Origin of the sequence: Rhodococcus daqingensis, from assembly GCF_042665615.1 — a bacterium.
Classification (GTDB): domain Bacteria; phylum Actinomycetota; class Actinomycetes; order Mycobacteriales; family Mycobacteriaceae; genus Rhodococcus_G; species Rhodococcus_G daqingensis.
On record NZ_JBHTCS010000009.1, the window covers coordinates 304,572 to 318,316 of the forward strand.

General features: G+C 69.9%; 12 protein-coding genes, 1 other RNA gene and 1 pseudogene. 5 read left to right on the plus strand and 9 right to left on the minus strand.

Translation table 11 applies throughout. The features are described 5' to 3' along the window. The first annotated feature begins 8 nt into the window (after nt 1–8). The gene (locus ACFQS9_RS05945; protein ID WP_378402496.1) at nt 9–752 is read left to right on the plus strand and encodes a VIT1/CCC1 transporter family protein; all 744 of its coding nucleotides are present in this window, start codon (nt 9–11) and stop codon (nt 750–752) included. Here ACFQS9_RS05945 and ACFQS9_RS05950 read toward each other — a convergent pair. The 7 genes and pseudogenes from ACFQS9_RS05950 to ACFQS9_RS05980 form a co-directional block, all read right to left on the minus strand. Continuing rightward, nucleotides 738–1,934, minus strand: a pseudogene (locus ACFQS9_RS05950) (MFS transporter); the annotation flags it as partial. The gene ACFQS9_RS05945 and the pseudogene ACFQS9_RS05950 overlap by 15 nt on opposite strands. 34 nt (nt 1,935–1,968) lie before the next feature. After that, the gene (pgm, locus tag ACFQS9_RS05955) at nt 1,969–3,612 is read right to left on the minus strand and encodes a phosphoglucomutase (alpha-D-glucose-1,6-bisphosphate-dependent) (protein ID WP_378402498.1); all 1,644 of its coding nucleotides are present in this window, start codon (nt 3,610–3,612) and stop codon (nt 1,969–1,971) included. A 46-nt stretch (nt 3,613–3,658) separates the two neighbouring features. Then, nucleotides 3,659–4,096: a hypothetical protein gene (locus ACFQS9_RS05960; protein WP_378402500.1), complete on the minus strand. Its 438-nt coding sequence runs from the start codon at nt 4,094–4,096 to the stop codon at nt 3,659–3,661. A 12-nt stretch (nt 4,097–4,108) separates the two neighbouring features. Continuing rightward, the gene (locus ACFQS9_RS05965; protein ID WP_378402502.1) at nt 4,109–4,477 is read right to left on the minus strand and encodes a fluoride efflux transporter FluC; all 369 of its coding nucleotides are present in this window, start codon (nt 4,475–4,477) and stop codon (nt 4,109–4,111) included. Then, nucleotides 4,474–4,812 carry a DUF190 domain-containing protein gene (locus ACFQS9_RS05970; RefSeq protein WP_378402504.1) on the minus strand — a complete coding sequence of 113 codons (339 nt, stop codon included), beginning with the start codon at nt 4,810–4,812 and terminating at the stop codon, nt 4,474–4,476. The genes ACFQS9_RS05965 and ACFQS9_RS05970 overlap by 4 nt, the downstream gene beginning before the upstream one ends. 1 nt (nt 4,813) lies before the next feature. Continuing rightward, nucleotides 4,814–5,218 (minus strand): fluoride efflux transporter CrcB, encoded by a 405-nt coding sequence (crcB, locus tag ACFQS9_RS05975; RefSeq protein WP_378402506.1) that lies wholly within the window; start codon nt 5,216–5,218, stop codon nt 4,814–4,816. A gap of 9 nt (nt 5,219–5,227) precedes the next feature. Beyond that, nucleotides 5,228–5,863: an LON peptidase substrate-binding domain-containing protein gene (locus ACFQS9_RS05980; protein ID WP_378402508.1), complete on the minus strand. Its 636-nt coding sequence runs from the start codon at nt 5,861–5,863 to the stop codon at nt 5,228–5,230. Nucleotides 5,864–6,063: 200 nt separating this feature from the next. On the opposite strand from ACFQS9_RS05980, the gene ACFQS9_RS05985 reads away from it, so the two are divergent. After that, nucleotides 6,064–7,266 carry a lipase family protein gene (locus ACFQS9_RS05985; RefSeq protein WP_378402510.1) on the plus strand — a complete coding sequence of 401 codons (1,203 nt, stop codon included), beginning with the start codon at nt 6,064–6,066 and terminating at the stop codon, nt 7,264–7,266. A gap of 59 nt (nt 7,267–7,325) precedes the next feature. Next, nucleotides 7,326–8,456: a lipase family protein gene (locus tag ACFQS9_RS05990; protein WP_378402512.1), complete on the plus strand. Its 1,131-nt coding sequence runs from the start codon at nt 7,326–7,328 to the stop codon at nt 8,454–8,456. 50 nt (nt 8,457–8,506) lie between these two features. On the opposite strand, the gene ssrA is transcribed toward ACFQS9_RS05990, so the two are convergent. Further along, nucleotides 8,507–8,877: a transfer-messenger RNA gene (gene ssrA, locus ACFQS9_RS05995) on the minus strand. 160 nt (nt 8,878–9,037) lie between these two features. On the opposite strand from ssrA, the gene ACFQS9_RS06000 reads away from it, so the two are divergent. Both ACFQS9_RS06000 and ACFQS9_RS06005 read left to right on the plus strand, forming a co-directional pair. Continuing rightward, nucleotides 9,038–11,125: a membrane dipeptidase gene (locus ACFQS9_RS06000; RefSeq protein ID WP_378402514.1), complete on the plus strand. Its 2,088-nt coding sequence runs from the start codon at nt 9,038–9,040 to the stop codon at nt 11,123–11,125. Nucleotides 11,126–11,216: 91 nt separating this feature from the next. Next, nucleotides 11,217–13,262, plus strand: a complete 2,046-nt coding sequence (locus ACFQS9_RS06005) for an elongation factor G-like protein EF-G2 (RefSeq protein ID WP_378402516.1) — start codon at nt 11,217–11,219, stop codon at nt 13,260–13,262. Here ACFQS9_RS06005 and smpB read toward each other — a convergent pair. Next, complete coding sequence (smpB, locus tag ACFQS9_RS06010) at nt 13,259–13,735, minus strand: SsrA-binding protein SmpB (protein ID WP_378402518.1); 477 nt, start codon at nt 13,733–13,735, stop codon at nt 13,259–13,261. The two genes, ACFQS9_RS06005 and smpB, sit on opposite strands and share 4 nt — an antisense overlap. Nucleotides 13,736–13,745: the final 10 nt, after the last annotated feature.

The following is a 13,745-nucleotide window of genomic DNA, read 5'->3' on the forward strand; positions in this document are numbered from 1 at the left end:
TCACCGATATGAGCGAGCCGATGCCCGGCCCAGAGTCGATCGAGAACGCGCTCCCCCACGAGTTCGATCACACTCACTCGGACGTGTCGGGTGGCTGGCTCCGGGCGGCGACGTTCGGGGCGATGGACGGCCTGGTCACCAACACCTCTCTGATCGCGGGAGTCGGCGGCGCGGGCGTGGCGGCGCACACCGTGATCCTCAGCGGCGTCGCCGGTCTCGTCGCCGGCGCCTTCTCCATGGCGCTAGGCGAGTTCGCCTCGGTCTCCACGGCGAACGAGCAGATCGAGGCGGAGGTGAAGGTCGAGACGCGCGCGCAGGCCCGCTACCCCGAGGCCGAGCAGGCCGAACTGGTCGGGACGTTCACCGCGATGGGGATGAGCGAGGCGACCGCGGAGGCCGCGGCCGCGGAGGTGCACAACGACTCCGCACGCGCGGTCAACATCCACCTCACCCACGAGCTCGGCGTCAACCCGAGCGAGAAGCCCTCGCCGCTGGTGGCCGCCGGTTCCTCGTTCCTGATGTTCTGCATCGGCGCGGTCATCCCGCTGATCCCGTACCTGCTCGGCTACGAGTCGCTCGTCGCCGGGCTGACCGTCGGCGGGATCGGCCTACTTGTCGTCGGCGCACTCGCGGCGAGCTTCACCGCGAAGTCGAAGGTCCGCGGGGCCATCCGGCAACTCGCCTTCGGTGCGATCGCGGTCGCGGCCACCTACCTGGTCGGCGCGCTGATCGGGGTCGGCATCCCCGGTTGACGCCTGCGCGATCGTCCGCGGCGCGACCACCCAGAACGCGATCGGGAGCAGCATCAACCCGCCCGTGACCGCGAATGCCGCGCCGTAGGACAGGTACTGGGCCAGCAGGCCGGCCACAAGTGGCCCGGCCACCACCCCGACGTCCGAGGCCATCTGGAAGGTGGCCAGCACCGGGCCGCCCCGCGCCCTGGAGCCGATCACGTCGGCGACCGCGGCCTGCTGGGCCGGATTCATCAGCCCGGACCCCACCCCCGCGACCAGTGACAGCGCAAGGAACACCAGCAGGTTCTCGCTGTACCCGAGAAACATCGTCGCCGCCCCGGCGACCGCGAGCCCGGCCAGCACGAAGGGCCGCCTGCCGCGCAGGTCCGACAAGCGCCCCGCCGGGATCTGCACGAGCGCATTGCCGATCGCGTACACGGTCAGTGCCACGCCCGCCAGCGCGGTGCCCTCGTCCAGCGCCTCGACCACGAACAGCGGCACCATCGCGACCCGGACGCCGAACGACACCCAGCCGTTGGCGAAGTTCGACACCAGCGCCGCCCGGTACGTCGCCGAGGCCAACGCCTCGCGCAGGCTCATCGTGACGACGGAACCACCCGAATCCGGTGAGGCGAGCACGGATCCCCGCAGGCTCAGGTACACCACCGCGGCCGCGATCAGGAGCGCCACCGCATAGATCAGGAACGGAGCGCGCAACCCGAAGCCCGCCAGCGCACCGCCGACCAGCGGGCCGCCGATGGTGCCGAACAGGAACGACGTCGCATACAGGCCCGACACCCGACCGCGGATGCCCGGCGGCGTGATCCGGATCAGGAGACCGAGCGCGGACACGGTGAACATGGTCGACCCGACACCGCCGATCGCCCGGAACAGCAGCAGCTGCCAGTAGTCCTGTGCGAACGCCACGGCGCCGGACGAGCCGGCGACGATCAGCAGCCCGGTGAGATACGTCGGGCGCTCCCCCAGCCGCTGCACGAAGGCGCCGCTGAGCGGCGCGAACAGCAGCCGCATCAGGGCGAAGACACTGATGACGGCGGTCGCGGCGGTGACCCCGACGTCGAAGCTGCGGGCGAACTGGGGCAGCGCCGGAGCGACGATGCCGAACCCGAGGGCGATGACGAAACTGGCCGAGACCAGGACCCAGATCTCGCGTGGCAGCTTGGCTGCGGTGGTGTGCATGATTGCCACCGATCCTAGCCAGCGCCGAAACGCCTCAGACGCCTGCTCCCAACGCCCGGGACACCAGCTCCCGGGCCTCGCCCTGCACCTGCGCGAGATGCGCCGCGCCGCTGAACGATTCGGCGTAGATCTTGTACTTGTCCTCGGTTCCGGACGGCCGCGCCGCGAACCAGGCGTTCTCGGTGCACACCTTGAGACCCCCGAGCGCCGCCCCGTTGCCGGGCGCCGCGGTCAGCGTGGCGGTGATCGGCTCGCCCGCCAGCTCGGTCGCGGTGACCTGATCCGAGGACAGCGCGGCCAGCGCGGCCTTCTGCTCACGGGTGGCGGGGGCGTCGACGCGTGCGTACTCGGGGCTGCCGTACCGCTGCGCGAGTTCGGCGTACCGGGCCGCGGGCGAGTGCCCGGTGACGGCGGCGATCTCGGAGGCCAGCAGCGCCATGATGATGCCGTCCTTGTCGGTCGTCCACACCCGGCCGTCGGTGCGCAGGAACGACGCGCCCGCGCTCTCCTCGCCGCCGAAACCCAGGTCCCCCGTCAGCAGCCCGGGCACGAACCACTTGAACCCGACCGGCACCTCCACCAGCTCCCGGCCGAGACCCGCGACCACCCGATCGATCATCGACGAGCTCACCAGGGTCTTGCCGACCTTGGTGCCAGGCGCCCAGCCGGGCCGATTCGCGTACAGGTAGTCGATGGCCACGGCGAGATAGTGATTCGGGTTCATCAGGCCGCCATCGGGGGTGACGATGCCGTGCCGGTCCGCGTCCGCGTCGTTGCCGGTGGAGATGTCGAAGCGGTCCCGCGCACCGATGAGGGAGGCCATCGCGTCCGGGGAGGAACAGTCCATCCGGATCTTGCCGTCGGTGTCGAGGGTCATGAACCGCCATGTCGCGTCGACCAAGGGGTTCACCACCGTCAGGTCGAGGCGATGACGCTCGGCGATCGCGCCCCAGTAGTCGACGCTGGCACCGCCGAGCGGGTCGGCCCCGATCCGGATGCCCGCGTCCCGGACGGCGTCGAGATTCACCACGGTGGGCAGGTCGTCGACGTACGTGCCGAGGAAGTCGTAGGGCCGGGCCGCATCCCGCAGCGCGGAGGCCAGCGGGACCCGCTTCACCCCTGCCAGACCGGCCGCGATCAGCTCGTTCGCACGTGTCTCGATCGCCGAGGTGGCCGCGGTGTCGGCCGGACCGCCGTGGGGTGGGTTGTACTTGAAGCCGCCGTCGCGCGGCGGGTTGTGCGACGGCGTGACCACGATGCCGTCCGCCCTGGCTGCGGGTCCCGAGGCGTTGTGCCGCAGGATCGCATGACTGACCGCGGGGGTCGGCGTGTAACGGCCACCGGAATCGATCAGCACCGCAATGTCATTGGCGGCGAGCACCTCGAGCGCGCTGGTCCAGGCGGGCTCGGAGAGGGCGTGGGTGTCGCGGCCGAGGAACAGCGGTCCGGTGATCGACTGGCTTGCCCGGTACTCGGCGATGGCCTGGGTGGTGGCGAGGATGTGCGCCTCGTTGAAGGCGCCGTCCAGGCTGGATCCACGGTGCCCGGAGGTACCGAACGTCACCCGCTCGTCCGGGTTCTCCGGGTCGGGGATGCGGCTGTAGTAGGCCGTCACCAGCTGGGCGAGGTCCTCGAGATCCTGCGGCTGAGCCGGCGTGCCTGCTCGATCGTGCGCCACGGCGCGCCTCCTCGGTCGGGGATTGTGATCCTGCCGGACCATTCGATCACGCCGAACGTCTGACCAATCGGAGTGTCAGCAATGGCAGGAGCGCGAGCGTCGCGAACACGGCAGCCCCGGACACGGCGACGGCGAGCAACCGGACCACGCTCAGATCACCCAGGTACCCGACCTCCTCACTCGCGACTCCGATGGCGGGAAAGCACAGAAACACGGCGCCGGCCGCGAGCAACCACCACGACCGCCGTGCGCCGGTGGTGGCGACGAGCAGGGCGCCGGGAATCATGGCCGCGACGTACAGCGCGACGATCCCGGCGGTCCCGCTCCACGAGAAGCCGGCGGACCCGCCTGCGGCGAGGGTCGTCAATCGCATCAACAGTCTCGACATGATCCCGACCAGCACTCCGGCGGCGACCGCGGAGCCCACGCCGACGACGAACCTGCGGGCCATCGGCGGCCTGATGTCGGTCTGCGAGTGCGGCACCGCGTCATTCGATCACGCGAACAGCGCGTGTGCCCCCGCGAATCCGAGGGCCGCCGCCGCGATTCCCGCCGCCACGCTCACCACGACATTGCCGAGCGCGTACAGCCGCACCCCGTCCTCGACGAGCCGGACCGTCTCGTAGCCGAAGGTGCTGTAGGTCGTCAGCGCCCCGCAGAATCCGGTGCCCACCAGCGCCATCACCTGACCACCGTGACCGACCGAGGCACCGACCAAGCCGCCGAGGATCAGCGATCCGAGCACGTTCACCGTCAGGGTTCCCCAGGGGAACTCGCTGTCGATGCGGGAGCCGACCGCGCGGTCGAGCAGGAATCGTGCCGGTGCGCCGACTATGCCGCCGAGGACCACCAGGACCACCGTCACGGCCGGCCCTCGGTGAAGTGCACCCGCTCGACGTCTTCCAGCGTCACGGTCGCCTCGGTGAGCAGTTCGGCGATGCCGTCGAGGAACGCACGGATCCGTTCCTCGCTGTCCACCGCGATCACCAGCAGGGGCAGCCCGTCGGCTAGGTCGAGGAGCCTGGTGGTGTGGATGTGCGCGGACGCGCCGAAACCCTCGACGCCCCGCCACACACTCGCCCCACCCAGCCCGGCGGCGCGGGCGCGCTTGACGATCTCCTGGTACTTCGGTTTGTGATGCCAGAGGTCGTCCTGGCCCAGAATGATCGAGAGCCGCAGCTCCGTCCGCGAATAGGACATGTCAATCCCCTTTCCTGGCGACTGCACCGGTGACGAGCCGTGTGCCCCACACCCCCGCCAGCACCGCGCCGAGCGCCGCGACCACCGTGCCGAAGAGATACGCGAACCCGACCGGGTAGCTGCCGGACGCGAGCAGCCCCCGCACCTCGACCGCATAGGTGGAGAAGGTGGTGAAGCCACCGAGGACCCCGACCCCGAGGAACGGCCGGAGCAACCGGTGCGCGGTCCAGACCTCGGTGATGAGCACCATGAGAATGCCGATCAGCAGACAGCCGATCACGTTGGTGATCAGCGTCGCCCACGGGAACTCCCTGGTGGGCACCGCGTGCGCGATGCCGTATCTCGCGAGCGCGCCGAGCCCCCCGCCCAGCGCGACGACTGCGAGCAACGATCCCTCACCGCGCATCTGAATCATCTACTCCGACAGCCTGAATCGCACCGCGGCGATCACGTCCTCGAGAGCCTCGGTGAGGACGGTCAGCCGCTCCCCCGGCCCGGGCGCGGACAACAACCGCAGCCGGTCCACGGCGACAAGCGGGAGAGTCGCCGCGAGGGCATAGATGCGCTCGCCCAGCTCGCCCGGCAACTCGTCGAGCCTCGGGAACCCTGGCACCGGGATGCCACGCAACGCCGCGGACCTGCTCAGCAGCCCACCGAGTTCGTCCACCAGCGCGCCTACCTCGTCGACCGCCTCCGTCCGGTGGTCCCCACCCTCGTCGGGCCACGGATCCACCTCTGCCCGCGGGTAGGGGTCGTCCGGCAACCAGCGGCGCACCCGGATCCGGCTCTCGCCGACGCATCCGAGCAGCAGTCGCCCTCCCGGCACCTGCTCACAATCGACGATCCGCGCCACGGTTCCGACGTCGGTGCGTTCGTCGCCGCCGCCCACCTCGTGGCCGCGGGTGATGAGCACCACGCCGAATCGCGGCGGCTCGGGTGACGAGGTCAGCTGGGCGACCATCTCGAGATAGCGCGGCTCGAACACCTGCAGCGGCAGTAGTTCACCGGGCAACAACACGGCACCGAGCGGGAACATCGGCAGAGCATCCACGGTCACAGCATGCCCTCGATCCGGGTGTCGCGGCGATATCCGCGAAAGACCACGCCGGTTTTCGCTAGTGTGAGCTGCGTCATGGTGCGGGGGTGCTTGACGGACGGCGGTGAGCCAATGTTGCGGAGTGGATCACTCGGGCACGAGGCCGCGCACTGGGGGGCGAGTTCGGTGTCCCCCATCCTCCTTCGGAGGATTCGATGAGAATCGCACTCAGGGATTCCGCCACTGCCCTCCTCGCGGCACTGGCACTGGCGCTCTCGCCGGCGATCGCGACGCCTCCGCCTGCCGCCCTGGCCCAGGCGTTGATGCCCGCGCCCGACCCCGACCCGTTCTACTGGCCGACACCGGATCTGGGCGCCCGCGCGAACGGTGATGTCCTGCGCAGCAGGCCCGTGGACGTCTCGCGGTTCGGCAACGCGGACGGCTGGCAGATCGCCTACCGCTCCACCAACTCGTCGGGCCACCCCATCGCCGCGGTGACCACCGTGCTGGTCCCCCGCGGCGGGGTGAACAGGCCGCTCGTGTCCTACCAGACGATCATCAACTCCCTCGGTACCCGGTGCGGGCCCTCGCACACCCTGTTCAGCGGGCAGCTCCAGGAAGCCCCGCTGATCAACCTGATGCTGCTGCGGGGCTGGGCGGTCGCGCTCCCCGACCACCTCGGGCCCACCAGCGCCTACGGCGCCGCTCGGCTCGGCGGCCAGATCGTCCTCGACGGCATCCGGGCCGCGCAACGCCTGCCGGAGGCCCGGCTCTGGCGGAGCCCCGTCGGCGTGGCCGGCTACTCGGGCGGCGGCATGACCAGCGGCTGGGCGGGCGTGCTGGCGCCGACCTATGCCCCGGAACTCAACATCGTCGGCATTGCGCAGGGCGGCGTCCCGGCCAACCTCAGCGAGCTGGCGAACGGCCTCGGTACCGCGCCGCATCCGCTGTTCGGTCTCGGCTTCGCCGCCACCCTGGGTCTCGAGCGCGAGTACCCGTCGTCCATCCCGCTGGCCAGCGGCCTCACCGCCGCGGGGCTGGCGCTGCGCGATCGGATCACGAACGCCTGCTCGCAGGAGATCATCGACGCGGGGGCGAACCACAGCGCCGCCGAGGTGTCGGCTGATCCCGCCCAGATCCATGCGCCCGCGGTCCGGGCGATCTTCGACGACAACAGCCTGATGATGTACCGCGGGGTCCCGCGGGCGCCGATGTACGCCTGGCACGGCAGGGCGGATCAGCTGGCGCCGCTCGATTCGGCGGCCGCCACCGTCCGCAACTACTGTGCGGCCGGACTCCCGGTGCAGTTCAACGTGCTTCCCGGCGATCACGGTCCGGCCAGCATCGAGGGCCTGCCCGGCGCCTTGGGGTGGCTCGACGGCCGGTTCGCCGGTCAGCCCGCGCCGAGCAACTGCTGACGGGTGAGCGGATTCGTGGGTCCCCCCGTTCCTCCTCCCGCGCTGATAGCGTTCGCGAGGTGCATCTCGGGGGAATGATGTCGGTGATCGTGTCCAGTCTCATCGCGGTCGGTGCCTGCGCCCACGCCCACGCCACCCCTCCCGCCGCCGTTCCCGGATCGATCGTGAGTTCCTCCGCACTGTCGGGCGACGGCCTGATCGACGGTGCGGCCGAGGGATACCTGTTGACCTACAACACAACCGGGCAGGACGGCAGGCCCGCGCTCAGCACCGGGCAGGTCTTCCTCCCGCGGGGCAATGCCCCCGCCGGCGGCTGGCCGGTCGTGTCCTGGTCGCACGGCACGACCGGGGTCGGCGACCAGTGCGCGCCGAGCGTCACCGGGAGCCTCACCACGACGCAACCCCTTGTCGACTACCTCCGCCGGGGCTACGCGGTCGTCGCGACCGACTACATCGGCCTCGGCTCACCCGGCATCCATCAGTACCTGGCCGGCCGTGCCGAGGGCCATGCCGCGATCGACATCGTTCGCGCCGGACGCAGCCTCCTCCCCGACCTCTCTCCCTCCTGGGTGTCGATCGGGCACTCCCAGGGCGGGCAGGCCGCCCTCTTCGCCGGGCGGATGGCCGGCGAGTACGCCCCGGAGCTCGACTTCCGCGGAACCCTCTCCTACGCACCCGAATCCAATGTGGAGAACCTGGTGATCGGAGCGGGCCCCTACGTCCCCTCGCTCGACTTCCTCGACGGGGCGAGCACCTATCTCGTGTACATCCTCGCGGGCCTGAACGCCGCCCGACCGGATCTCCGGATTCCCGACCACCTCACCGACTTCGGGGTCAGGGCGGTGGCCTCGGCGGAGCTCGGATGTGGCGACGACCTCGACATGCTGAAGGGGACGGCGATGGGGGCCCTGTTCGCCGAACCGCTGCTCGATCCGGCCGTGGTCGCCGCCCTCCAGGACTACATGGCCGTCCCCACCACCGGCTGGGATCGACCGGTCATGATCGTGCACGGATCCGACGACGTGACGGTTCCCCTCCCCCTCAGCGTCGCCCTGCACCTGCAGCTCGCCGCGGGTGGGGCCGACGCCCAGTTGAAGGTCTATCCCGGCACGGACCACCGGAGCGTGCTGCCCGCCTCGGACGGCGACGCGACCCGCTTCCTCACCGCGCTGCTCCCGCCGCCGCGCTGACCCGGGCCGAACGACGATGGCCCCGGACCGTGTGGTCCGGGGCCATCGTCTTGTGGAGCTGCCGGGAATCGAACCCGGGTCCTCCGCCGAATCGCCAGGGCTTCTCCGTGTGCAGTTCGCTATGCCTCTACTTGGATCTCCCGGTCTCGCGAACAAGCCGTGATGACGATCCCAGTCACTGTTTGATGTCCCATCCGACTCCGTGACCGAGCCGGTAGGTAAAGCCCTCTAGCTGATGCCAGTACCCGACCCGAGGGCGAGATCGGACTGACAGACACGCTTCGCTACTTAGGCAGCGAGAGCGTAGTCGCGCTGATTGGAATCGGCGCTTATATGTTTGCAGCGACGCTTACGGTGGTCTCTTGCCTGCACCGACACGCTTCCCCTAACTCAACGCACAGAGTCGAAACCGTTCAGCCCCGTACGTACCCAGCACCGTGCTGGGACCACATACTGTAACGCTCCGGCGCCGCGAAATCATCCCGATTAATTCTCCGGCGTTTCATCTGGACGATTGTCCAAAATGATCTACCCTTCTGGGGCAAATCAGTGAGCGGATTGATTGGGGAAGTCGAAGCCACATGTCACAGCAACCAGGGCGTTCACGCCGACGTTGGGTTAACGCACTGGCCGCCACGCTGGCACTGGTCCTGGCAGGCGGTGGCATCGCGGCATCGCAGTCCTCACCCGCGCCGACCGGCCCCGGCGACGACCCGGTCTTCGGACTCGCCAACGGCTGCTACGCCCTCAAATCGGAACAGAGCGGCAAGTTCGTCCGACGCGCCGACGGCGGCTATCGCGCCGACGCCGACGCGCTGAGCGGCGCGGAGGCGTTCCGCACCCACGCGGCACAACTGGGCCGGTTCATGTTCTACGGCAAGGGCGGCGACATGCTCGCCCACGACGACAAGCGGGCGGTGGTCTCCACCCGCGACGCGCTGCCGACCACCGATTGGACCCTGACCTACACCGCGGGCAGTTACTCGATCACCGCGACCGCCAACGGCAGTCAGCTCACCGCCGCGAACGGCGGGATGGGGCTCACCGACCCCGGCACCGATCCCGCGGGCGGACGATTCGTCCTCGCCCCGGCCGAGGGCTGCGCGACCTTCCCCGACTCCGAGGTGAACGCCACCGGCACGCCGCTCTCCGGCACCGGACCGAACGGTGAGGTGCGTGGCTTCATCGACGCACACGTCCACCTCGACGCCAACCTGTTCATCGGCGGCCAGGTGCACTGCGGCACCCCCTTCGACCCGCAGGGCATCACGGTCGCACTGAAGGACTGCGCCGACCACGGCACCGACGGGATGCCGGCACTGCTGGAGAACATCCTCTCGCACGGCAGCCCGGTCGCGGAGCACGACACCGTCGGCTGGCCGACCTTCGAGGACTGGCCGGACGCCGACTCGCTGACCCACGAGCAGACCTACTACCGGTGGGTGGAGCGGGCCTGGCGTGGCGGCCTGCGGATCTTCACCAACCTGCTGGTGAACAACAAGGTGCTGTGCGACATCTACCCGCTCAAGAACCGCTCCTGCAACGACATGGACACCATTCGGGCGCAGGCCGAGCAGGTCCGGCAGATGCAGGACTACATCGACGCCCAGTACGGCGGCCCCGGCCGCGGCTGGTTCCGGATCGTCAGGTCTCCCGACGAGGTCCGCAAGGTCGCGAGCGAGGGCAAGCTCGCGGTGACGATCGGCATCGAGACCTCGGAACCGTTCGGGTGCTCGCAGCGCAACGACGTGCCCCAGTGCACCGAGGCGGACGTCGACCGCGGCCTGGACGAGGTCTACGCGATGGGCGTGCGCCAGATGATCGTCACGCACAAGTTCGACAACGCCTTCGGCGGCGTCCGCTTCGACGGCGGCATCCAGGGCATCGCCGTCAACGCGGGCAACTTCCTCAGCACCGGCAAGTTCTGGGAGGCCGAACCGTGCACCGGCCCGGTGCACGACAACCCGCTGCTGTCCGTCGGTGACGGACCGGCCGAGGTGCTGTCCGCACTGCCGCCCGGCGTCACCACGCCCGTCTACCCGTCCGGCCCCCTCTGCAACACCCGCGGGCTGACGAAGCTGGGCGAGCACATGGTCCGCGGCATGATGGACCGCGGCATGATCGTCGACCTCGACCACATGAGCGTCAAGACCGCCGAGGACACCCTGCGGATCCTCGAGGAGGCCGAGTACTCCGGCGTGGTCTCGAGCCACAGTTGGACCGACCCGCTGAACTACAAGCGGATCTACGCGCTCGGTGGCTTCGTCGCCGCATACGCCTCCGGACTCAACACCGACCCGCGCAAGGAGAACTTCGTCACCGCCTGGCGCAAGGCCCGCGCGGATCGCAGCGAGGACTACTACTACGGCTTCGGCTACGGCGCGGACACCAACGGCTTCGGCCCGCAGGCGCGGCCGCGTGAGGACGCCGACACCAATCCACTGCAGTATCCGTACAAGACCTTCGACGGCGGCACCACGATGGATCGCCAGCGCACCGGCGAACGGGTCTTCGACGTCAACAAGGACGGCGTCGCGCAGTACGGCCTGATCCCCGACTGGATCGCGGACATGCGGATCGCCGCCGGGAAAGACGGCGACCGGATCATCGAGGACATGAGCCGGGGCGCCGAGGCCTACCTGCAGATGTGGGAGCGCGTCGCGAAGTAGGTTGTTGCACTCTCGATAGGTCATTCCTCCGGCCGCGACGGGCCGACCCGCCTAGAATCGGGTCAGCCCGTCGCTGCGGGAGGAGACATCGATGGCCGACCGGATGACGGTTCGCGCGGGCAACGCCCCACCCGCCTCGCGTCCCGAGCAGCTGCGCAACGTGGTGCTGATCGGGTGCAGCGGCGCGGGCAAGACCACGCTCGCCGAGTCGCTCGCGCTGGCGGCCGAGGCCATCGGCCGGGCCGGCCGGATCCCCGACGGCAACACGGTCTCCGACTACGAGGAGATCGAGCACCACCAACAGCGATCGGTTCAGCTCGCGGTCCTGCCGCTGGAATGGAACGGCTGCAAGGTCAACCTCCTCGACCCGCCCGGCCACCCCGATTTCGGCGCCGAGCTGCGGGCCGGGCTGCACGCCGCCGATGCCGCCGTCTTCGTGGTCTCGGCCACCGACCCGGTGACCACACCCACCCGGGCGCTGTGGCGCGAATGCGCGGAGGCGGGGATACCCCGGGCCATCGTGGTCGCGAAACTCGACGTGGCACGCAGCGGCTTCGATGACATCCTCACCGCGTGCCACGACGCCTTCGGTCTCGGCACCGACACCCTCCGCCCGGTCTACCTCCCGGTGTTCGACGACGGTCGACCGTGCGGGTCCCTCGGCCTGCTCACCGGTCGCAGCTACGGCGCGCCCGGTGCCTGCCCCGATGCCGAGGCCGCGCGCGAGAGCCTGGTCGAGGCCATCTCCGGTCAGGACGACACCCTCATGGAGCGCTACCTCGCGGGTGAACCGCTCGACGAGGAGGCACTGACCGCAGGCCTGCGCCGCGAGATCGTCGACTGCACCCTGCACCCCGCGCTCGCCGTCACCGACGAGGGGGTCGGCGCGGCCGAACTGCTCGACCTCATCACCGGCGCCTTCCCGGACCCCACCCACCGCCGCGGACCCGCACCCGCGGCCGACCCGGCCGCGCCGCTCGCGGCCCAGGTCATCCGCATCACCGGCGACGCCTATGTCGGGCGCATCAGCCTCGTCCGCGTGTTCGCCGGGACGCTGCTCCCCGACACCCACGTCCACCTCACGAGTGCGGAAGCCGCGGCGGGAGAGTCCACCGACGAGAAGGTCACCACCCTCACCGGCCCCTTCGGCAAGCTGCAGCGACCGGTACCCGAGGCGATCGCGGGTGACATCGTCTGCATCCCGAAGCTGACCGCGCACATCGGCGACACCATCGGCGACACCGACCACCCGGCCCCGCTGGACACCTGGACCCTGCCCGTACCGCTGCTGCCGATCGGTGTCGAGGCACACAGCAAGTCCGACGAGGACAAGCTCTCGCAGGCGCTGACCCGGCTCACCGCCGAGGACCCCGCCCTCCGGCTGGAACAGAATCCGGACACCCACCAGCTCGTGCTCTGGTGCACCGGCGACGCGCACGCCGAAGTCGCGCTGGACAGGCTGCGCAACCGTCACGGCGTCCACGTCGACACCGTGCCGTACCAGGTCGCGTTGCGGGAGACATTCGGCGGCAACGCATCCGGGCACGGGCGTCTGGTCAAGCAGTCGGGCGGCCACGGCCAGTACGCGATCTGCGACCTCGAGGTCGAACCGCTGCCGACCGGCTCCGGGTTCGAGTTCCGCGAACACGTGGTGGGCGGCGCGGTCCCGAAGGGATTCATCCCGTCCGTCGAGAAGGGCGTGCGCGCCCAACTGGAGAAGGGCGTCGCGACCGGGCATCCGCTGGTGGACGTCCGGGTCACCCTGGTCGACGGGAAGGCGCATTCGGTGGACTCGTCAGACGCCGCCTTCCAGACCGCGGCGAGTCTCGCGCTGCGCGACGCGGCGGGGCACACCTCGATCCGGCTGCTCGAACCGGTCGCCGCCGTGGCCGTGACGCTCCCGGACGACTATCTCGGTGCCGTTCTCAGTGACCTTTCCGCCCGGCGCGGCCGGGTCCTCGGGACCGAGACGAAGGGACCCGGGCTGTCGTTGCTGCGCGCGGAGGTGCCCGAGATCGAACTCGCCCGCTACCCGGTCGAGCTCAACTCACTCGTCCACGGCAACGCCGAGTTCTCCCGCTGCCACCTGCGGTACGAGCTGATGCCCGACGCGCTGGCCGCCCAGGTCGCGCGCTAGCGGCTCATCCCCTTCACCCGACGACCGAGCTCCCGGGTGACCTCTCGTTCGGCCGTCCGCCGCGCGATGTCCTGACGCTTGTCGTAGTCCTGCTTGCCCTTGGCGAGGGCGAGCTCCACCTTGACCTTGCCGTCGGAGAAGTACATCGACAGCGGGACCAGCGTCTGGTTACCCTCCCTGGTCTTGCCGACGAGGTGCTCGATCTCGCGCTTGTGCAGCAGCAGCTTCCTGGTTCGCCGCGGCGAGTGGTTGGTCCAGCTGCCCTGGGTGTACTCGGGGATGTGCAGCCCGCGCAGCCACACCTCGCCGTCGTCGACGGTGGCGAACGCGTCGACGAGCGACGCCTTGCCCTCGCGCAGGCTCTTCACCTCGGTGCCGACCAACGCGATGCCCGCCTCGTAGACATCGATGATCGAATAGTTGTGCCGCGCCTTGCGATTGCTCGCGATGACCTTGCGGCCCTTTTCCTTCACGTTCGGGCCC

Bases quoted from the DNA above. Each gene is read 5' to 3' on its own strand.
- ACFQS9_RS06000 (WP_378402514.1), top strand. From the start codon at position 9,038: ATGTCACAGCAACCAGGGCGTTCACGCCGACGTTGGGTTAACGCACTG.
- ACFQS9_RS05970 (WP_378402504.1), bottom strand. From the start codon at position 4,812: ATGTCCTATTCGCGGACGGAGCTGCGGCTCTCGATCATTCTGGGCCAG.
- ACFQS9_RS06005 (WP_378402516.1), top strand. From the start codon at position 11,217: ATGGCCGACCGGATGACGGTTCGCGCGGGCAACGCCCCACCCGCCTCG.
- ACFQS9_RS05985 (WP_378402510.1), top strand. From the start codon at position 6,064: ATGAGAATCGCACTCAGGGATTCCGCCACTGCCCTCCTCGCGGCACTG.
- crcB (WP_378402506.1), bottom strand. From the start codon at position 5,218: ATGCGCGGTGAGGGATCGTTGCTCGCAGTCGTCGCGCTGGGCGGGGGG.
- ACFQS9_RS05945 (WP_378402496.1), top strand. From the start codon at position 9: ATGAGCGAGCCGATGCCCGGCCCAGAGTCGATCGAGAACGCGCTCCCC.